The 21,043-nt window shown below is 48.7% G+C and carries 18 protein-coding genes and 1 pseudogene; 10 read left to right on the top strand and 9 right to left on the bottom strand.

The features are described 5' to 3' along the window. Positions 1-284 precede the first annotated feature (284 nt). Positions 285-1,277 carry an FAD binding domain-containing protein gene (locus U9P07_04760; protein MEA2108712.1) on the bottom strand — a complete coding sequence of 331 codons (993 nt, stop codon included), beginning with the start codon at positions 1,275-1,277 and terminating at the stop codon, positions 285-287. A 312-nt stretch (positions 1,278-1,589) separates the two neighbouring features. Between U9P07_04760 and U9P07_04755 the strand changes: the two genes are divergently transcribed. The 7 genes and pseudogenes from U9P07_04755 (at position 1,590) to U9P07_04725 (ending at position 8,012) form a co-directional block, all read left to right on the top strand. After that, positions 1,590-2,789, top strand: coding sequence for a CoA transferase (locus tag U9P07_04755; protein MEA2108711.1), 1,200 nt, complete (start codon positions 1,590-1,592; stop codon positions 2,787-2,789). Positions 2,790-3,141: 352 nt separating this feature from the next. After that, positions 3,142-4,185: a TRAP transporter substrate-binding protein gene (locus tag U9P07_04750; GenBank protein ID MEA2108710.1), complete on the top strand. Its 1,044-nt coding sequence runs from the start codon at positions 3,142-3,144 to the stop codon at positions 4,183-4,185. A 609-nt stretch (positions 4,186-4,794) separates the two neighbouring features. Continuing rightward, a pseudogene (locus tag U9P07_04745) lies at positions 4,795-5,049 on the top strand (BrnT family toxin). Further along, positions 5,030-5,266, top strand: a complete 237-nt coding sequence (locus U9P07_04740; GenBank protein MEA2108709.1) for a hypothetical protein — start codon at positions 5,030-5,032, stop codon at positions 5,264-5,266. Before U9P07_04745 ends, U9P07_04740 begins: the two are co-directional and overlap by 20 nt. 130 nt (positions 5,267-5,396) lie before the next feature. Further along, positions 5,397-5,894 carry a TRAP transporter small permease gene (locus U9P07_04735; GenBank protein ID MEA2108708.1) on the top strand — a complete coding sequence of 166 codons (498 nt, stop codon included), beginning with the start codon at positions 5,397-5,399 and terminating at the stop codon, positions 5,892-5,894. Then, positions 5,891-7,195 (top strand): TRAP transporter large permease subunit, encoded by a 1,305-nt coding sequence (locus tag U9P07_04730; protein MEA2108707.1) that lies wholly within the window; start codon positions 5,891-5,893, stop codon positions 7,193-7,195. The genes U9P07_04735 and U9P07_04730 overlap by 4 nt, the downstream gene beginning before the upstream one ends. Positions 7,196-7,220: 25 nt before the next feature. Beyond that, positions 7,221-8,012 carry an electron transfer flavoprotein subunit beta/FixA family protein gene (locus U9P07_04725; protein ID MEA2108706.1) on the top strand — a complete coding sequence of 264 codons (792 nt, stop codon included), beginning with the start codon at positions 7,221-7,223 and terminating at the stop codon, positions 8,010-8,012. Positions 8,013-8,104: 92 nt separating this feature from the next. On the opposite strand, the gene U9P07_04720 is transcribed toward U9P07_04725, so the two are convergent. Continuing rightward, positions 8,105-8,245 (bottom strand): hypothetical protein, encoded by a 141-nt coding sequence (locus tag U9P07_04720; GenBank protein MEA2108705.1) that lies wholly within the window; start codon positions 8,243-8,245, stop codon positions 8,105-8,107. Positions 8,246-8,327: 82 nt separating this feature from the next. Between U9P07_04720 and U9P07_04715 the strand changes: the two genes are divergently transcribed. The 3 genes from U9P07_04715 (at position 8,328) to U9P07_04705 (ending at position 11,489) form a co-directional block, all read left to right on the top strand. Then, positions 8,328-9,509, top strand: coding sequence for an electron transfer flavoprotein subunit alpha (locus tag U9P07_04715; protein ID MEA2108704.1), 1,182 nt, complete (start codon positions 8,328-8,330; stop codon positions 9,507-9,509). Between the two features lie 190 nt (positions 9,510-9,699). Beyond that, on the top strand, positions 9,700-10,833 hold the full coding sequence (locus U9P07_04710; protein MEA2108703.1) for an acyl-CoA dehydrogenase family protein: 1,134 nt from the start codon (positions 9,700-9,702) through the stop codon (positions 10,831-10,833). Next, entirely contained in the window at positions 10,830-11,489 is a 660-nt protein-coding gene (locus U9P07_04705) for a GntR family transcriptional regulator (protein MEA2108702.1), read from the top strand. Before U9P07_04710 ends, U9P07_04705 begins: the two co-directional genes overlap by 4 nt. A gap of 50 nt (positions 11,490-11,539) precedes the next feature. Here the strand turns inward: U9P07_04705 and U9P07_04700 are convergent, their stop codons facing one another. From U9P07_04700 to U9P07_04670, 7 genes are all read right to left on the bottom strand, one after another. Next, positions 11,540-13,342, bottom strand: coding sequence for a BatD family protein (locus tag U9P07_04700; GenBank protein MEA2108701.1), 1,803 nt, complete (start codon positions 13,340-13,342; stop codon positions 11,540-11,542). Between the two features lie 21 nt (positions 13,343-13,363). After that, positions 13,364-15,205 (bottom strand): VWA domain-containing protein, encoded by a 1,842-nt coding sequence (locus U9P07_04695; protein MEA2108700.1) that lies wholly within the window; start codon positions 15,203-15,205, stop codon positions 13,364-13,366. Further along, the gene (locus tag U9P07_04690; protein ID MEA2108699.1) at positions 15,192-16,175 is read right to left on the bottom strand and encodes a VWA domain-containing protein; all 984 of its coding nucleotides are present in this window, start codon (positions 16,173-16,175) and stop codon (positions 15,192-15,194) included. The genes U9P07_04695 and U9P07_04690 overlap by 14 nt, the downstream gene beginning before the upstream one ends. Continuing rightward, the gene (locus U9P07_04685) at positions 16,172-16,678 is read right to left on the bottom strand and encodes a DUF4381 domain-containing protein (protein ID MEA2108698.1); all 507 of its coding nucleotides are present in this window, start codon (positions 16,676-16,678) and stop codon (positions 16,172-16,174) included. Before U9P07_04685 ends, U9P07_04690 begins: the two co-directional genes overlap by 4 nt. Then, entirely contained in the window at positions 16,665-17,633 is a 969-nt protein-coding gene (locus U9P07_04680) for a DUF58 domain-containing protein (GenBank protein MEA2108697.1), read from the bottom strand. The genes U9P07_04685 and U9P07_04680 overlap by 14 nt, the downstream gene beginning before the upstream one ends. Before the next feature lie 6 nt (positions 17,634-17,639). Next, positions 17,640-18,647 (bottom strand): MoxR family ATPase, encoded by a 1,008-nt coding sequence (locus U9P07_04675; GenBank protein ID MEA2108696.1) that lies wholly within the window; start codon positions 18,645-18,647, stop codon positions 17,640-17,642. Between the two features lie 600 nt (positions 18,648-19,247). After that, positions 19,248-21,043: PAS domain S-box protein (locus tag U9P07_04670; GenBank protein MEA2108695.1), on the bottom strand; the 1,796-nt coding region annotated here is incomplete at its 5' end.

The following is a 21,043-nucleotide window of genomic DNA, read 5'->3' as shown; positions in this document are numbered from 1 at the left end:
CAACTTTCTGAGTTGTTCTAAATACGGCTGAAAGACGTTTCCAAGGATGTTCCGGCATGGCTCTCGCTCATTCTCGCCGGCCGACCATGGCCGGTTGTGGGGCGCGCTAAAGCAATGTCCCCAGGCGTCCGCCGCGAATCACAATGGGGGACAGTTTTAAAACTGACCCCAACCAGGCGGCCAATACCGCCTGCCTGTGCGTGCCGCACGCAGACAGGCTATGAGCCAAGCCCGAACATCCCATGAGATATATCCCTGGCAATACAAGTTAGAAAGTTGGGTTGTTATTTTTTATCCTGAAGGTCCGCCACCATTTTCTGCAGCAGGATACCGGCCATCTTTTTTCTATGCCCGGGCCGGGAACCAATATTGGCAACCGGTTTTGCCGACGCGACCAGCACTGTCGATGCCTGCTTGACAGCATCATGATCATCATATGATTCGCCCGATAAAATTTCTGCCGCTACTTCGACAAACAGCGGCCCGGATGCCAGTGCACCCAAAACAATTTTCAACTGTTTAAAAGATTTATCCTCTGTTTTCTCGCCGGCCATTGCTATTCCGGCCAGGGGAAAATCCAGCGATTTACGTAAGCGAAATTTGCGATAGCATCCCCACTTCCGCGAAGTATCTTCAATGACTATGCTCCTAATATATTCATCGGCTGGAAGACAATGAGGACTCACCCCGTTACCGGTATATAATTCCGCCAGGGACATTTCCCTGGTTTCCCCAGGACCAATAAGCAATTTTGCTCCCAGGGCCAGGAGCAACGGTGGCAGATCGGCACAGAAGACTGACTGACATTGCTTGGCTCCGGGCACTGCTAAACAGACCTTGCCGCCACATTTATAACATGGCTCACGGAGTTTTCGCCAGGCAAGTGACTGATTGTAGTAGTAACAACGGGTATCCAGACAAAGGTTGCCTCCCAGCGTCGCCCGGTTCCTGATTGGTGGAGCCGCAACCATATTCACTGCCTCAATCAACCCCGGAAGCAAATCCTGTAGCACTGGTGAAACAGACATCTCCGCCAGGGTTGTCATGGAACCAATAATCAATCGATCCTGTTCCCGGTCATATTCGATGCCTCGCAATTCCTGGAGCGCCCCCAGACTGATCAAAACCCGAGCGCTTGGCAATCCGCGCTTGAGATCATTTACCAGGGCGGTGCCTCCCGCCAGCAAGGCAAAGTTGTCCTGGTGGGCTTCCATGCAGGCCAACAGTTCCTCTTCATTCTCCGGCCGGCAATAATCTATTTTTGGCAGGCTTAACATTCTTTACTACCCCTTTTACGTATACATAAAGATTGTTGATTAGACAAAATAGAGCAATGATAATTATTTGTCAACGATTTTTTTACAACAAAGTTATAGTTGATAATAATATGAAAATCAATGTTATATGATGCTATTAAAGCATAATCATCAATTATGATTATTTCACTTGACAAATGACGTTATCAACATTTATATGCATACATAAAGAAGAGATAATGTATGGTGTTTTTTTCATAAATGAGCATTTTTCGGAAAATATGAGCTTCCAGGTGCGCGGCCATTGTTCAATTATCAGCGAGTGATCACCGTATGGCACAAGACGATTTTTTCAATCAACTAACCATCATCAGCCTGGAACAGGCGATCGTGGTCCCTTACTTCACCTATAAAATGGTTCATGAAGGAGCCCGGGTTATCCGGATTGAGCATCCGATAATTACTGATCCCAACCGGCAGGTGGGGGAACCAGTGCTGGCGGAAGAAGGAATGAATTCCTATTTTTTAACCATTAATGCCGGCAAACAGGCTGTCACCCTGAATCTCAAGGAAAAAAGAGGTCAGCAGTTACTGCGGAAACTCATTGTCGGACTGAATGTGGATATTTTTGTCACCAATCAGCTGCCTAAGAATTATGTCAAACTGGGAATAGATTATGAAACCCTGTCCGCTTGCAAATCCGATCTTATCTGGATAGGGGTTACCGGCTTCGGACCCGAGAGCAACGAGGGTGCCTATGACCCTATACTCCAGGCCCGCAGCGGCCTGATGGAAATGACCGGAGAACCCGATGGGCCACCTCAAGTGCTGGGGATTCCACTGCCGGATATGGGCAGCAGTGAACAGGTCTACGCCCTCACCATGCGGGCCCTGCTTAAACGGGAGGTCAACGGCAGTGGCTCACGCATTGATTTTTCCATGTTCAGAAGCGCGGTCAGCTGGCAGGCCATCAACCTGCCGATGGTAGCATCCTTTAACCGGCATATTTCCCGGCGGGGCAATACCCACGAGTTCTTCGCCCCAGTTTCCGTTTTTAAAACCAAAGATGGCTTCATCTACCTGGCAGTCGGCAATGATCGGCAGTGGCAGGCATTAACTGAACTGGATGGTTTCTCGATCCTTAATCAGGAAAAATACCGACAAAATGCCGGCCGGATTGCCGATGTCGTCAATCTCAACCGCCAGGTTGAAACCATTACCATCACCTTTACCAGTGAAGAACTTCTGCAAAAATTTCAGCAGATCACCCTGCCGGCTTCAAAAATTAACACGATGAAAGATCTGCTTGACGATCCTCTTATCAAAGATCATCTGCTGAAAACCGTTGATCCGGACAGTGGCTATACGGTCACCCTTTCACCTCCGGCATACGACACACCACATCTTCGGGAAATGAATTATCAGCTCCCCTTCCCGCCGAGACTGGGGGAACATAATCAGCAGATTTACCATGAAGAAGTGGGTATCCAGAAAACGGAAATGGAATCACTGAAAAAGAGCAATGTAATATAATTAAGCTATTAGTTTAATGATTACAGGATGTTTACCATTATAAACTGTAAATATTCGACTACGTTTTCAAAAAAGACAAAAACACTCTCACGGAGACACAAAGTCACAGAGAACCCCTGTCATTTGCCCTCTGTGACTCAGTGTCTCTGTGAGAAATAAGAAAAATTTGCCGATTTATAAACAAAGTCGAATATTAACTATAAACTTTTCACCCGTGGGATATTATTTCACATTAACGTAATACCCTGGTTTTTCAAAGCTAAACGCTAATGGCTAACCGCTAATAGCTTAACTTAAGAATCAGTTTTCCGACAGCCAAGCCAACCCAAACCGCATGACTAAGGAGGAAAAAATGATGACCAGAAAAATTATGGGCAAATCACTCATCCTGCTGATTATCGGCACCTTTCTGACGCTGGGACTTACGCTGCCCGCCCCCGCCGGCGCCAAAACCATTGAGCTGAGATATGCTAATTTCCCCCCGGCTCCCACCTTCCCCTGTGTGCAGATGGAACGCTGGGCGAAAGAAGTGGCAAAGCGTACCAATGGAGCGGTGAAAGTTACCACCTTTCCGGGCGGAACCCTGCTGGGAGCCAAAAACATGCTAGATGGGGTTATCTCCGGCATTGCTGACATCGGCTGTTTCTGCCCACCCTACATTCCCGGACGTTTTCCCCTGATGGAGGGCATTGATCTACCGGTTACCTTCACCAATGCTACTGCCGCCAGTCTCACATTCTGGGACCTCTATCAAAAATATCAGCCCAAATCCTATGACAAAGTCAAGGTTTTGACCCTGTTTACCTGTGCTCCGGGCAATCTGATGTCCAAAGTAGCGGTAAAAAAGCTCAGTGATCTGAAAAAACTGGAAATTCGGGGAACCGGTATTTCAGGCAAATACCTGGATGCCATGGGAGCCACTCCGGTGGCCATGCCCATGTCCAGCGTTCCGGAATCGCTGCAGAAAGGCGTGGTCAAAGGACTTTTCTCTTCCCTTGAAGTCATGAAGGATTTTAAATTTGCCGAGTTATGTAAACATGTGACCATTACCAATGGCCCTACTACCTCATTTGCCGTGGTTATGAATCTGAAAAAATGGAATGCCCTGCCCGCTGACGTAAAAAAGGTTTTCAATGACCTGGGACGGGAACAGGCTCTCTGGACAGGCCAGTATGAAGACCAGCATGTAAAAGACGCACTGGTCTGGTCAAAGGAAAAACAGGGGGTTGGCATCTATCGTTTTTCAGCCGCCGAAACCAAGGAAGTCAATGATAAAGTCAAGTTCATGATTACCGGCTACCTCCAGAAAACTAAAGAAGCCGGTCTGCCAGGCCAGCAGTTTCTCGATGATCTCTACAGTTTAAAGGCCAAGTACGAAAAAGAATACGGTAAATAGAAGCTCAAAGGCGGTGGAGTATCTTCTCCACCGCCTTTGTATGTTTTCAGGCGGTTACTGCCTTTATATCCCCATGAGGCTTTAAGGCCGGCGATGCCCGCAACCCAAAACTTTTGTGCTTTTCCAGACGTTATTGAGAACTTACAAAGACCCTTACATATCAACTTATCAGGTCAAAAAAGCCTGATAATAGTGATGTTTAGCGGTGAAAATCATGCAAAACTTAAATATACTTATAAGGGTTGTGAATATTTCTGCTGGCATCTTATACATTCTCGTCGGTATCCCTCTTGTGATGCGAAAAGTTCCAATGAATAAAATATATGGGTTTCGTATCAAAGAGTCATTCACTTCGAACGAAGCATGGTTCAAAATCAACTGCTATGGCGACAAACAACTTATATTTTGGTCTTTTTTGATGATAGTTGTTGGGATAATCTTTCTATTCAAACCTGTACAAGCATACAAAAATGATATGATAAACGTACTCTATGTGGTTGGCCCGATGATTATGCTTACATTCGTTGCCATCCTAAAAACAATTCTTTATTCAAAAAAATTACATTAAAAACAGGGCAGGACATGTTATTGTTTTAATGGAATGTCGAAAAAGCAAAGAGCAATGAACAAAAACATGGAATCAGCTTTGACGAGGCAAGTACCGTTTTTGCGGACCCTCTTTCATTGACAATCCATGACCCTCTTCATTCCGAAAAGGAAGAACGGTTTATTTTGATAGGAATGTCCTATAAAGACCGTACGTTAATTATTGTGCATACAGAACATGGTAACAATATTAGAATAATAAGTGCCAGAAAGGCGACGAAAAAAGAGAGGTCATATTATGAAAGTAATGCAAAATGATTCTGACGTGTTAGAGGAGTATGATTTCAGCAAAGGTGTAAGGGGAAAATATGCAAAGAAATATGCCGAGGAGACAAACGTTGTCGTAATTGATCCTGATGTTGCTCAATACTTCCCCGATCATGATTCCGTAAATGAAGCTTTGCGGTCTCTCCTGCCTATAATAAAAAGATACGCCCCAAAAAACGCCGAACAATTTCATATAGACCGACTCTGAACGCGGCGCGAACTTATTGATGAAATCGTAATTTGTACAGCCGCGTTCAGGGCGGCTAATGCTTGGCGTTAAATACATCAAAGAGGGAGCAATCGCAAATGAGTGGGTTTGATGAAAAGATGGATTCTTTGTGGATAAAATAGAGAAAATTATCGCCACCATCAACCGGATATGTATCATTATCGGTGGTTTATCGCTACTTTTGATGATGCTTATTGGTTTTGCCAATGTGGCTTCACGTTGTTTCTGGCAGCCGATTAAAGGCAGTTTTGAAGTGATCGGTTTTTTAGGTGCTTTAACCACCGCCATGGCTCTGGGCTACACCCAGACCCGTAAAAATCATGTTGCCATTGATATTCTGACTAATCATTATAATGCTCATTGGCGGCGGCGGGCAAAAACCTTCAGTTATCTCATCAGCGCGCTTTTTTTTACTCTGGCTTCCTGGCAGACCGCCGTCTGGGGGTTAAATATCCGGCACAGCGGTGAAAAGTCAGAAACCTTGAGGATCAGCTATTATCCATTTATTTTTATTGTCGCCATTGGTCTGGGGTTGTTGGCGATTATTCTTTTTCTGGATTTCTCGAAGGGCCTGCGCCAGCCTGAAAATCACCGGGAGGAATCATGAGCCCTGAAATTGTGGGTCTTGTCGGTATCGCTATCATGCTGGCATCCATGTTCCTGTTTCAACTACCGGTAGGTTTTGCCATGGCGATTATCGGTTTTCTCGGGGTTGCTTATGTCGCTTCACCTACGGCCGCCCTGGGCATGATTGGCAGCGAATTATGGACTACTTTTTCATCATACGGCCTGACCATCATTCCCCTCTTCATCTTCATGGGTCTGATCTGCTTTCATTCCAATGTCAATACTAAACTCTATAATGCCGCCTATACCTGCCTAGGCCAGACCCGGGGCGGTTTGGCAATGTCAACCATCATGGCCTGTGCCGGTTTTGCCGCCATCAGCGGTTCCAATACGGCAACCGCGGCCACCATGACTTCAGTAGCGCTGCCGGAGATGAAAAAATATCATTATCATCCGATCCTGATTACCGGCTCCATCGCCGCCGGCTCTACCCTGGGAGTTGTTATCCCCCCCAGCATCGTCCTGGTGGTTTTCGGTATTTATACCGGCCAATCCATCGCCAGACTTTTTTTCGGCAGTATTATTCCCGGTATTATCCTCGCCGTTCTGATGATCTTTACGGTTATTCTGATTTGTAAACGACATGAGGAATGGGGACCCGCCGGCCCCAAGACCAGCCTGGTCCAGAAACTGGCCTCATTTAAAGGCTCTATTGAAGTATTGGTTCTTTTCTGTATCGTCATGGGCGGCCTGTTCATCGGGTTTTTCACCCCCAGCGAAGCCGGGGCCATCGGCTCTTTTTTTGCCCTGCTGATCAGTCTGATACAAAGATCAATTAACTGGAAAGGATTCACCCGGGCCGTTGAAGACACCTTGAGAATATCTTGTTTCATCATTATTATCATCAGTGGAGCCGTCATTTTCGGTCGCTTTCTGGCCATCACCCGACTGCCCTATTTGATCGCCGAATGGGCTGCTGCCCTGCCGGTTCCCAATTTTGTCATTCTCTGGCTGATCATCGTGGTGTTTATTATCGGCGGCGCGATTATGGATGCCCTGGGCCTGCTGTTGATTACCATCCCCATTTTCTATCCCCTGGCCCTGAAATTACATTATGATCCCATCTGGTTTGGCGTCCTGATCACCATAGTCACCACCATGGGTGCCATCACTCCGCCGGTGGGCGTCAACGCTTACGTGGTGGCGGGAATGTCTGAAGATATTTCCCTGGCCACGGTTTTCAAGGGAGTTGTCTATTTTCTGCCCACGTACATCATTTGTATTTTACTCATTGAAATATTTCCGTCCCTGATCACCTGCCTGGCGGGAGCGGTTCATTGATTTGTAAGGAGAATTAAAATTCGCAATGGATAGTATTGTTTTAATCAAACAGGTTCCTGATACGACTGAGATAAAACTGAACCCCAAAACCGGCAACCTGGAACGGGAAGGGGTCAAAAGCATTCCTAATCCCGATGACCTCCATGCCGTGGAAGCGGCCTTAAAGCTCAAGGAAGAATATGGCGGTACCATCACGGTTGTCTCCATGGGACCGCCTCAGGCCATTGATGTCATCAGCGAAGCCTTAGGAATGGGATGTGATGCCGGTATTCTCCTGACGGACCGCGCCTTTTCCGGCGCCGATACCTGGGCGACGTCAACCACCCTGGGGCAAGCCATCCGTAAACTCGAACATTATGACCTGATCATCTGCGGCCACCAGGCTATTGATGGTGATACGGCCCAGATTGGTCCTCAGATTGCCGAATTACTTGATCTGCCCCAGGCAGCCTGTGTCTGCGATATTAATCTGGTAGAAAAAGAAAACATTACGGTAAGCAAACGTTATGAGGAAGGCATGTTAAAACTCTCCCTTCCACTGCCGGCTCTGTTGACGGTCACTGATGAACTGAACCAACCTCGCTATCCCCTGGTTGGCAATCTGCTGAATGCCTGCAACGGCAAAACGCCCATCACCATCTGGAATGCCGCTGACCTTGGCTTGCAGGCCAACCAGATCGGCCTGGATGGCTCACTGACCCAGGTTATGAAAACATTTTCACCAAAAAGCAGTCGGGACGGAGAACTTTTTACCGGCGATATTAAAACAGCGGTCAGCCAGCTGGTGGATAAATTACGAAGTCACCAGTTGGTTTAAGCTAAATTAAATTATCAACTTTAAGTAGTTAACTTACTGATTTTACAAAGCTAAATACTGATAGAAACAGCTTTATTACTCGGCTTTCTGACTTACATTGTCAGACATACATTACAGGATGTTCGGGCTTGGCTCATAGCGGTATTGGCCGCCGAACGAATCACACGATGTGATTCGCGGCGGACGCCTCGGAAGCCGGCCATGGACGGCCGGCGAGAATGAGCGAGAGCCATGCCGGAACATCCATGAAAATTTCTTGCAGCTGTTTTTAGAACAACTCATAAAGTTGAGTTATTAACCATCAGGAGTAATTGCATGAGTACCTGGATCGACAGCGAAAAATGTAATGGTTGTGGTCGCTGTCTCAAGACCTGCCCGTATGGAGCGATAGAGATTGGCAATGATGATAAAGCCCATATTCTTGATACCTGCATTTCCTGCGGCGCCTGTATAGAAAGCTGTCGACAAAAGGCCATCCTGACCGATGTCAAGGAACGGGCTATCCCTGATTTCAGCAATGTCCACGGCGTTTGGATTATCGCCGAGCAACGCCATGGGAAGCTGAATCCCGTATCCCTGGAGCTTCTGGGCGAAGCCCGTCAATTGGCGTCGGAGCTTAACCAGGAGGTAGCCGCACTGCTTCTGGGTAATAATGATGTTGCTTCCATGAGCGAAACCTTAATTCTACATGGTGCCAACCGGGTTTTACTGGTCCGGCACCCGGAACTTCAGGAATACCGAACCAATGTTTATACAGACACCATTGAAACCATTGTCAGAAGCCAGCAACCAAATATTCTTTTAATTGGGGCAACCTTGCTGGGACGTGACCTGGCTCCCCGCCTGGCCAGACGGCTGCAAACCGGCCTGACCGCCGATTGTACCGGTCTTACGATTGATCCAAGTGAGAAAATCTTGTTGCAGACCAGGCCGGCATTCGGCGGCAATATTATGGCTACCATTGTCTGTCGTTACAGCCGCCCCCAGATGGCCACCGTCCGCCCCGGAGTAATGGTTGCCAGGAAAATACCCGGAAATCGTGGCATCGTCGAGGAGATTCCTCTCACCGTTTCGCCCCGGTCCAACACCGCCAGGATTATCGAAACCATCCGGACTGCCGGTCGGAAAATCAAACTCAATGATGCCAGGGCCATTGTCGCCGGCGGTCGTGGTTTAGGAAGTGCCGCGGCTTTTTCCCAACTTGAAAAACTGGCTGAAGTGATCGATGGCGAAATTGCCGGTACCCGGATTGCGGTTGAAAATGGCTGGATTTCAGCCGAACGACAGGTTGGACAGACCGGACAGACAGTCCGCCCCGAATTGTATATTGCCTGCGGCATCTCGGGCGCGGTCCAACACCGTGCCGGAATGATTAATTCACGTTACATTATTGCCATCAATAAAGATGCCAACGCCCCGATCTTCAAGATTGCCGACTGGGGAATTGTCGGCGATGTGCACCAGGTAATTCCTGAATTAACCGCACGTTTACAATAAACTAAGCTGAGCTATTAGCGGTTAGCCATTAGCAATTAGCTTTTAAAAATCAGGGCTTTACGATGATTAGTAACAACACCCAACGGGTGAAGGTGGGTAATATTAAACATCTTGTAATTATTGAGCTAACAGCTAACAGCTAAAAGCTAATCGCTTAATTTAGGAATAAAAAAGTCCATAAGGAATTAAGATGTTACGTTCAGACCCTAAAAAACTACTGCAGGAAATCATGGCCCGTTTCGTTGACCATGAACTTATTCCCCAGGCCCGGGAAATAGATGAATCCGGCGAATTCCCCTATCATCTTTTCAAACAATTGGCCAAGATGGGTATTTTGGGAATTCGCTACCCGGAAAAAGTCGGTGGTTCCGGCGGCAATACCACCCTTTACTGTGTTGCCATGCAGGAGCTGGCTCGTGGACTGCTGAGTCTGGCGGCAACCACCGCCATGCAGTGCCTGATGGCTACCAATGGTCTTTACCTGTACGGAACCAGAGAAATGCATGAAGAATTTCTTCGTCCGGCGCTGAACGGCGAAAAGATCGGGGCCTTTCAGCTAACGGAGCCGGAAGCCGGCTCGGATTTATCCAACGTCCAGACCAGGGCCCGGAAAACCAGCGATGGCTATGTCATTAATGGGATGAAAACCTGGTCAACCAATGGTCCCAAGGGGGATTTCCATACAGTCCTTTGTCAAACTGACCCTGACAAGGGGCTGAAGGGACTGATGTTTTTCTTTATCCCCAGCGATACTCCCGGTTTTTCTCACAGTCGTAAATTTGACTGCCTGGGAACCCGCAGCTCCAGTCTGTCGGAAATCTATTTTAACGATTGTCATATTCCAACTGAATACCGTCTGGGAGCGGAAGGCAAGGGACTCAACGTTCTCCTTACTATTTTGGCTGAAATTCGGATTATGACCGCAGCCCTTGCTCTCGGCCTGCATCGGGCGGCCATGGATGATTCAATCAAATACTGTAAGGAACGGGTCCAATTCGGCAAGCCCATCGGCCATAACCAGCTCATCCAGGCAAAAATAGCTAACATGGCGGTAAGCCTGGAAGCCGGCCAGTTAATGGTTGATAAAGTCACCGGCCTGATTGATCAGGGGAAACCATGCTTGAACGAGGCATCCATGGCCAAATATTTCACCGTTGAAGCCACCTGCCGCACAGCGGACGAAGCCATGAGAATCCATGGAGCCTATGGTTACTCAATGGAATACGCGGTACAGCGCTATTATCGCGACAACCGTTTTCTGCTCAATGGCGGGGGTACCCATGAAGTTCTGCAAACCACTATCGCCAGACAATATCTGAAATGAGCCGCAGCAAAAAAGACATCATTCACAGTACCTTGAAACGCCAGATTCTCAACCTGAAAATCAAGCCCAACCAGGTGCTGAAAGAAGAAGAAATCGCTCAGGCTCACGGGGTCAGCCGCACCCCGGCCAGGGAAGCTCTGCAACTGCTGGAACAGGAAGGTTTCCTGGAACAGAAACGCAAGATTGGCTATCTTGTGCGGGCCTTGACCCGGGAAGATTTAAAGGAAATTATCGAAGTTCGCAGTATTCTTGAAGGATATGCCGCCCGGCTGGCAACCACTAGAAAAGACAGCCGGACCATAGAGCAGTTAAAAGAAATCAATGAAAAGGCTGTCCATCTCCTGGATGTCTGGGAACTGGAAAAATTTTTTCGTAATTCTTCTGATTTCCATGATGTCCTTTATCGGGGCAGCGGCAACCAACGGCTTTGCGGCATCATAGAATCTTTACGGGACAATTTCCTCCGCTACCGGCGGATGCTGCTGCGCATTCCCAGCATGCCCCAAATCCAGATTGAAGATCATACCCAGATGCTGACCATGATGGAAAAAGGCCGGGAAGATGCGGTAGAAAGACTGGTTAGAAAGCATATTCGCCGCGGCGGCAAAGCCCTGCTGGAATACCTTGACCGGGATCATATCGAGATTCTTACCTGAATTCAGTCACCCATCAACAACCTCTTGATCACCTGTTCAACTTGCATTGATCATGAATAGAGTGGAGGCAATACATCACTTTTCTTGCCAGCTGATTTCGTTGAGGATTTTCCTTGCAGATTTTTGGCGATTGTCTGCCAGAATTGCCCGCCATTCCATTCCCGGATAGCAGCCGGGCTGTACAGGGTCTCTTCAAGCTTGGCAAAGGCTTCTGACAATTCAACATTTCCCACGGTTTCCGCCAGCTTTCTGAGATTGGTAGGCGGGTTTTGCGGCCAATTGGCGGCAGCCCAATCAAGGATGGCCTGCTGAGCCAGGCGCGGATTATCGTCCAGGCAGGCTTTTTTGATCTGCTCACGATTGGCCATAGATTTCTTTTCCGTTTGCATTTTCCTTTTCTGCTGAGCAACTACCTGTTGTCGCCGGGATTGGCGCCAAAAAAAGATAGTGAAGAACCAGACCAGCAGCAGGATAAGGCTGATCACCTGCCAGAACTGAACGCGGTCAAAGATCATAGATTTTTCAGGAATAGATTTTTTCTCTACCAAGGAAGCCTGGTTTTTTGCGGTATTCTGTGAGCCGGTTTGGACCATTGACGGATTATTGTCCTGCTTCCCGGCAGAAGAATGGGGTTGGCCCGGAACTGCCACCACCTTGACCTTGTGAGCCGACAAGACCGCCTTCTGCTGGCGATTATTGCGCACATCCCACCAGTTAATAGCGATATTAGGCAACGTAAACATCCCTGCTTGGGATGGAATAAAAGCCATTGACTGGCGTTTAATGCCATGAAGATAGTCACCGTCTATCTGGTTTTTGAGTTCCGGCTGATCGAGATAAATTTTACAGCCATCCGGGGCTTTAACCTTGATCTCCGGCAGCTGCGCAGCAGTCAGTCCCAGGGCTTCAATCTGGATGGTTCGCGTCAACGGTTCACCAACTTTGAGCTCCTTGAGCTGAATTTTATCTTCCTTGATCGTTATCTTTCTTGCCGGCAGCCATACTTTCCCTTCAAATTCTCTCGGTATCGGGGCCAGGGGAATTTTCAATTCCTGACTGCGGGCTCTCAGCCGGCGTCTTTGACCGGGAAAACGATTAAAGAAAGGATCACGCGAAAAAAAACGATTGCCACCGGCATTGGTGATAGCCTGAAAAAGCAGCGACGGCACCGTAACTTCATGGCCCTCTTCAGGAAAAATCGCGTATTTTCGTTCAATAACCTGATAGACCACCCCATTTCTTCGGCTTTGATAACGGCGGTCATCACCCAGTTTGATGACGGTGGCATGTTCAAGTTTGGGTTCTTCAAGAGAAGCTTCGCTCAGGTTCAATTGAGATTTCAGGTAAAGTTTGACGCTGATGGTAATCTGTCCCTGCAGGTATGCCGGAGTTTCCATCACCGGCAAAACCTCAATAGATAATACATCATCTATAGTAGAAGAAGAGCCTGGGGTTGTTGGTGTTTTAGTCGTGACGGTTAAAGTTATCGGTGCGGTCTTTTCCCCGCGGATTGTAAATGATGGGATGGTAAGCCTGCCGGCATGCTTTGGTTCGAGTTCAATATTCCAGGTTTTTGTGGCTTTGCTGGAACCGTTGATGATCTGGAAATTGCTGCTCGTCGACTGATTAACAATGGAAAAATCTTTTTCCAGGGCGCTGGCATCAAGACCGGCAATGGAATTCATAGCACCATCGGCTTCGACTGAAAGATTGACCGTTTCATCAAGTCTGATAGTTTGGCGGTCGAGTCTGGCGCTGACCGCGGCCATGCAGTTCAATGATAAGTATCCACTGAAGAGCAATACGGTTATGGCGCCAATAAAGAAATATAAAAGTTTATTTAGTGGTTTCATGGTTTTTCCTGTCAAAACTTTTTACCAGCCTTTATGTCCCTGGGATCGGCCCTGTCGGGCACGATACTGATAGAAAAATTTCCTTTCCAGCAGTCCCCCGGGATCATCCGGTACCCGACGCAGCCATTGCTTCAGAGCTTGCTGTTTGGCATCCATCGGTTTTTCATCTGTGGTGGCACTGGAAGATTTATTCTTCTGCTCCTTTTCATTTTCCGATTGTTGCTGCTTATGGGCTGACTGTTCAGCCGGCGCTGTTTTCTGGTCTTCCTGATCTTTTCCGGTTTGGTCCGCTGAACTTTGCCGCTCTTTTTCTTCCTGGTTCTGCCGATCGGTGGATTGTTTGTCCCGGTTTAAATCCTGTGGCGCCGAAGAATTATCTTTTGCGGTTTGATTCCCCTGGCGCTGTTGCTGCTGTTGTTGTTCTTCATTGTTTTTATTATTTTGTTGTTTGTTTTGTTGTTTACTGTCATTTTTCCGGGATTCGTTCTTTTTTTGTTGCTGTTGCTGCTGTTTCAGCAGTTTTTTCACCAGTTCCCGGTTAAAACGGGCATCCTCCATTTGCGGGTCCAGTTTGAGGGCCTGATCGTAGGCCGCAAGTGCCTTTTCAAGCTCTCCGGCCCGGGCCAGGGCATTGCCACGATTGTAATGATCACTGGCCGAGTTAAGCGGTTTTAAAGCAGCAGCCGCCTGTTTGAATTTACCGGCCCGATACAATGCCGCCGCCTGCCAGGCGGAGTCTTTAGCCAGCTGTGCCGCCTCCTTATAGTCTTTTTGCTGAAAAGCGGTTGCTGCCTGTTGGTCAGGTCGCTGCCAGAGATCATGCCAGTTAAAAGCGGCCGCCGGAGCAGGATGGAACAGGAGAGTTCCCAATATAATAAGTAACCAGCCTCTGCGGAAGCAGAAAGCTGCCATGAACACCAGGGGCAGCAACAACCATGGTCCCCGATCAAGCCATTGGTCGCCGGTCAACTCACTTTTTTTCTCCTTTTTCGGAAAAAGAACGGCAGTCTGGTTGAGAGTTCGGAAAGTGGATTCCGGTGCCTCGAGGTCATAATATTGCCCTCCACCCTTGGCGGCCACCTGGCGTAATGCATTAAAATCCGGCACCGGCACAACAATATTTCCCTGATCGCCTTTAAGGTATCCCCCCTCCGGCAGGGGTACCGGCGCTCCTTCTTTGCTACCGACGGCGATGACATCCGTGCGGTAGCCGGCTTTTTTAAGTTTTGCGACAACCTTCACCGCCGCCTCATCGGCATCATCAGCAATCAAAATGATCTGCCCACGGCTGACTGCCGCCCGCCGGAGCAGTTCACCGGCTTTTTCCAGCCCCCGGTCAGCCCTGCTGCCCTGCACCGGAACCGTGTTGATATCAAGACTTGGAAGCAGGTTGAGAATCATGGCCCGGTCATCGGTCAACGGCGTTACGATAAAGCTGTCCCCGGCAAAAACCACCAATCCCTGGTCAATCCCGACCACGGCTTTAACCAGATCAATTGCCTTGTAGCGGGCTCGGCTCAAGCGGTTTGGAGGAAGGTCCGTTGCCTGCATGGAAAGTGACAAATCCAGAACAATCACCCGGCCGGCGGCCGACCTGAACAGCGGTTGTGGTCGACGTTCCCAGGCGGGACCAGCCAGGGCCAGGGTGGCGAGCAACAACATAAGCATAAAAAAACCATAGATACTTTTAGATCTGGTTTCGGATTCCCCTACCAACAGATGTCCAAGCAGGTGCTGGTCACAAATCTTGTGCCATTGGCTTTGTCCGCGCTTTTGTTGACGCAATCCGCTCAACAACACAAGGCCAAGAGGAAGTGCCAACAACCACCAGGGACGCAGAAAATGAAAATCATGAAAAGTCATAGCGTCTGATTACCATCAATAAAAAAGCGAGCAATAAAGCAGCGCTTAAGGGCCAGTAAAAGAGATCAAGCACGGGACGCAGGTTCTGGTCTTCACTGACTACCGGTTCTAGCTTATCAAGCAGTACGTAAATTTTCTCCAGTTCCCCGGTATCACGAGCACGGAAATAACGGCCACCGGTGAGCCTGGCAATTTTTTGCAGCGTTTTTTCATCGAGATCGGCAGATGGATTGACCACCCGCCGGCCAAAAAAGCTATCAACCACCATGCGGTCCGCTCCAACACCGATGGTATAGATGGATACATTCTCCCCGGTCGCCAGTTCGGCTGCTTTCAATGGTTCGATGTTTCCGGCGGTGTTGGCACCATCGGTCAACAGAATCAGGACTTTACGCTTCCCGGGCCTTTTCTGCAGACGTTTAACCGCCAGTCCCAGGGCATCACCTATGGCGGTTTTTTTACCGGCTATGCCGATCAATGATTCCTGCAACAGTTGATTGACTGTTTTACGATCAAGAGAGAGGGGGACCTGCAGGTAGGCACGGGTACCGAAAAGAATCAGGCCGATGCGGTCACCCTGACGGCGCTCGATAAAGTTCCCGGCAATTTTTTTAATCATGGTCAGCCGGTCAACCTGTTGACTATCCAGTTCCATATCTTTAATCTGCATGCTGCCGGAGATGTCAACCGCCAGCAGCAAATCCCGGCCACTTATCGGAGTACTCAACGGCTTGCCAATCCATTGAGGCCGGGCAGCCGCTCCAACCAGCAGAATCCAGGCTAAAATGACCAGCAACCGGATCCAGGTGGAGCTTTTGCCGCTCTTGCTTGGATAAAAACCGTCAAGTTCCCGGTAAAAAGGTATTTTCAGGGCCATGCCGGCGCTTGCGCGGACCCGGGGCAGCACAAAATAGACCAGCAATGGCAGGGGCAGGGCAAAAAACATCCAGGGCCAGGAAAAAGTGGTCATGATCGCCTCCGGGTTTTTCGTTTTTGCGCTGCCAGCCACTTTTCAATAATTTCCCCTAAAACCTCAAGATCGGCAGCCGCAACCGGGGCATAGGCCTCTTCCAGCAGTGGGTAAAGCTCGGCATCGGTTATTTTCAGGCCTTTCTCCCCTGCTCTCTCTTTGAGAAAATCAAGCCATGATTGACCACAGAGACCGGCAACCTGCCGGCGGGAAAAAAATACCAGGCAGAAACGCCGCAGCAGGGATGATATCTCCTGGAGGGTCTGGCGCTGGCTCTCAGGATCATTGCTTTTCAGCTCAAGCCGGGCAAGCTCACGCAGAGCCAGGATGACAGGTCGTCTGGAAAGCCGTCGCTGCCGCCACCTATAAAAGGTATAACTAAACAGTGCCAGCAGCGAAAAACCCAGTATCCACCAACCAGGAGCCGGGGGGAACCAGCCGGGAACAGGTGGCAGGTGAATATCCTTCAAGGCTGCCAGAGGGTTTTGATTATTCGGATTCATGGAGGTTTACACGACGATTAAGGCTGAGTCCCCGGCGCATAATCCCGGCGATATCAGTGCCGGAGACCAGCTTGAGCAGGGGTATTTTCAGTCGGCTGGCAAGCTGTTCCAAATTGTCCTGACGGGCGCGAAAAGTATTGCTGTAGTGCTGACACACATCGGCATTTCTGGTATTGAGCCGGGTATTTTTATGGCCGTCAGTTATACTGTAAACCCCTGGCGGTGGCGGAGCCATTTCCAGAGGGTCGATTACCTGGCAAAAAACAAAATCGTTGTGGCGGACCAGGCGCCCCAGGTTGCGTTCCAGCTCCGCATCATAATGATAAAAATCACTGATCAGAAAAATCCGGCTGCCGGGACGTATAGCTCGTACCCCGTGACGAATCAGCTGTCCCAGAGATGAAGCTGAATTTTCGCCGGCAAATTGGCTGGTGGCTTTGACCAGTGTCTGGATCAATGCCAGCACCCCTTTCCTGCCGGCTGTAGGTCGTAGTTCAAATTTCTCCCGAGGGCTCAGGATGATGCCGCCGATTCGGTCACTGTTAAAAATTGCGGTCCAGGCAATGGTAGCAGCAAGCCGAGCGGCAACCACCGATTTAAACGCCTCTTTCGTCCCAAAATATAGTGATGGACTGAAATCGACCAGGGTAATAACGGGTCGATCACGTTCTTCGACGTAGAGTTTGGTGTGAGTCTTGCCGGTACGGGCCGTGACCCGCCAGTCAATGTTGCGAACATCATCACCTGGCGTGTAGATGCGAGATTCGGCATAATCCATCCCGCGCCCCCGAAATTTAGACAGCGCACTGCCGGCCATGATGGAATAGGCCCGCGTACTGCCGCCGATACTTAAGGTTCTGGCCATATGCCGCAGTTCGAGCAGTTCTTCCCGTGTACAGGTAATACCGTTAACGGTTGCCGGTCGTGATTTTCGAATAAATTTTATCAGGCGCATGGGTTTTTATGGTACAGGAATCTGCCGTAAAAGTTCATCAATCACCTCTTCACTGGTGATGCCATCGGCTTCGGCTTCGAAAGTCAGAATAAGGCGATGGCGCAGAATGTCATGGATAACCGCCTGGATATTTCCCGGGGTGACAAACTCTTTTCCCTGCAGCCAGGCATGCGCCCGGGCACAGCGATCCAGGGCGATGGTAGCCCGTGGACTGGCACCGTATTCTATCCAGCGACTCATTTTCTCACCGCAGGATTGCGGGTTGCGGGTTGCCAGAATAAGCTGGACAATATATTCTTTAAGGGAATCGGCCATATGCAGATCAAGTACTTCCCGCCGGGCCTTGGATATTAACGTCGGGCTCAAGATTGCTTCTTTAGCAGTTTCACCTCCCAGTTTATGCAATACCTCCCGCCGGGCCAGCTCAAGAATCATTTTTTCGCTCTCATAATCAGGATAACCTACCTTGGTCTGCATGAGAAAACGATCGAGCTGGGCCTCAGGCAAGGGATAGGTGCCCTCCTGTTCAATGGGATTCTGGGTTGCCATCACCATAAAAAGATCCGGCAGACAATGGGTTTTATGGCCGACACTGATTTGCCTCTCCGACATGGCTTCCAACAGGGCGGATTGAACCTTGGCCGGGGCGCGGTTGATTTCATCGGCCAGAACAATATTGTGAAAAAGGGGGCCGGGCTGGAAACGGAAGGAATCATTGCGGCGCTGATAGATTTCGGTACCGGTCAGGTCAGCCGGAAGCAGGTCGGGAGTAAACTGCAGACGCTGAAAATCACCCTCGATACAATCAGCCAGAGCCTTTACTGCCCGGGTTTTTGCCAATCCCGGAGCCCCTTCAACCAGGAGATGACCATCGGCCAACAGGGCGATCAGAAGACGTTCAACGAGAACCTCCTGACCGATAATTTCACCCGCTATCCGTTTTTTTGCCTGCTGAAAAACCAGCCCGGCGTCATCTTTTTCACCGCTGTTTTGTGCTATAGTTGTCATTTCCATAAGAGTATCTTCCCACTTGGTAAAAGGATAAAAAAAGAGTGGATGGCTGAACTCCACCGGAGAAGTATTCAGCGCCAGTCCACATCAGGAGGGAATATAAGATTATTTTCAGCTTTGGTCAAGAGAAGTGCGGGTTTATTGGAAAAATTTAAGATTTGTGGTTTTTAAGAACCTGTAAAAACACCGCTAAAGCAAAGTTTCCAGGCAAGTGAGGTGAATGTTCCCGGCTGCATCCCCTTTCCAGGATTTCACGCGACTGCCCGTTGATACTGTAACCGCTGGAAAGAAGGGCTAAGAAAGATAATAAGCAGGGTCATCACAGAAAAAATGACTATACAAATCCAGATCGGGCCTTTATAGTCCGAATTGATGGAATTCGACAGTTCCCAGGCAAAAAGGGAGGGGACGGCCGACAACACCAAGCTAAATGCTTCACCCTGCTTGTCACACTGATTTACACCTTTGCTTCGCCCTGCTTCGCACGGGGACAGAATTGAATTCTGTCCCCATATCGAGTCAGTACCCGAATGTTTACATTATTGACTGATTTACTTAAAAACATTAGTTTTTTTGGAGGAGAACACGAGGCCATGAAATGAGCTATGATTCTTTCTTGTTCAGCAGTTGGCGAATACGGATCATGATATCGTTGATGTTGTACGGTTTATTGATAAAGTGATCCTGATCTAAGTCGGTAATCTCCTGCTGAACAGTTTCCTCCATATGGCCCGATGCATAAAAAATTGTGATTTCAGGGTGAATCTTTTTAACTTTTTTACTTAAATCTTTGCCACCCATGAGTGGCATCACTATATCGGTAAACAGCAAATCAATCTTGCCCTGGTGCTTTATTGCTGCCTCCAGGGCTTTGAGACCATTTTCGGCTTCAAGTATGGTGTAACCAGCTTCCCTCAGTTGACAGCAGCTTGTTTCCCTGATCTGGGCATCATCTTCGGCCAGCAGGATGACCTCACTGCCGCCTTTAGGCTGCAAGTCCTTTTGCTTTTCCACCTTGGTAGCTTTTTCAGCGGCTATAATTGGCCAATAGATCTTAAAGGTGCTTCCCCGTCCCGGTTCACTGTAAACATAGATACTGCCCTGGTTCTGCTTGACGATGCCATATACGGTTGCCAACCCCATGCCGGTACCTTTCCCAACGTCTTTGGTGGTATAAAAGGGTTCAAAAATACGTTTTGAAACCTGTTTGGTCATTCCGCAGCCGTTATCTTCCACCTGCAGCAGCAAATGCAAACCGGTGCTGCTGCCTTCATGAATCGCAGCATATTCTTCATCCAGGGAAACCTGGGAGGTGGAAATCTTAATGGTTTTCTCAGCCTTTCCAGCATGGCCGATGAACGCATCCTGGGCATTGACCACCAGATTCATGATCACCTGCTCCAACTGACTGGGATCGGCATAGATGGTTCCCGCCTGTTTATTCAATGATATGGTAAACTTGATATCCTCCCTGAGCAGCCGCTTCAGCATTTTTTCCATTTCTACTATCAGCTTATTGATATCTATGACTTGAGGGATGACCATCTGTTTGCGGCTGAAACCAAGCATCTGGCGGGTAAGGTTGGCGGCCCGGTCAGCAGCCTTCTGAATTTGTTCCACGTTGTGCTTTATCTTGGTAGAGTCTGTCAGGTTCATCATGGACATCTGGGCGTAGCCGGTTATAGCCGTAAGGATATTGTTGAAATCATGAGCGATGCCGCCGGCAAGGGTGCCGATTGATTCCATCTTTCGGGATTGGTAGAGCTGGCCTTCCAGCTTTTTTATTTCGGTTATATCCAGGGCATTGAAGATGATAGCTGCTGATAAATTATCTTCAATCAATGGTTTAAAGGAAAGAAGGACATCAATCGTCTTGCCATCTTTGTGGCAAAAATAGGTTTCAATGGTACTCATGCCATATTTTCGAATAAATTTTTGCAGCTCACGACCAACTTTCTCGTACTCTTCATCTGAAGGGTAGACCATTCTTGCATTTTGACCGAGAAGTTCCTGCTCGGTATACCCCAACATTTTACAAAACTGCGGATTTACTTCCTGGAAAACCCGATTTGCCGAAATGCCAATGCCTGTTGGCGCACTCTGGAGGATAGTTTGCAGTTTTGCTTCCCTGTCCCGCAACAGCCCTTCTGCCTGCAGGCGGGCAGTGACATCCCTGAGAATGACCAGCATTCCCACCGGTTGGTTTTGCTGGTCGCAATAGCGTGATGCACTGAGAGATATGTTTAATAACTGTCCATCTTTGGTTAAACGCGTCGTTTCAAACCCCTGGCAGGGAATGCCATTATAAATGACTTCCATGATAAGTTTCATTGAGTCTTCGCGCTCAGATTCCGGCATGAAAGGAATCCGCCGGCCTTTAAGTTCGTCCAAACTCCAGC

The sequence above is a fragment of the Pseudomonadota bacterium genome (assembly GCA_034660915.1).
Taxonomy (GTDB): domain Bacteria; phylum Desulfobacterota; class Anaeroferrophillalia; order Anaeroferrophillales; family Anaeroferrophillaceae; genus DQWO01.
This window is presented reverse-complemented; position numbering and strand designations above follow the sequence as displayed.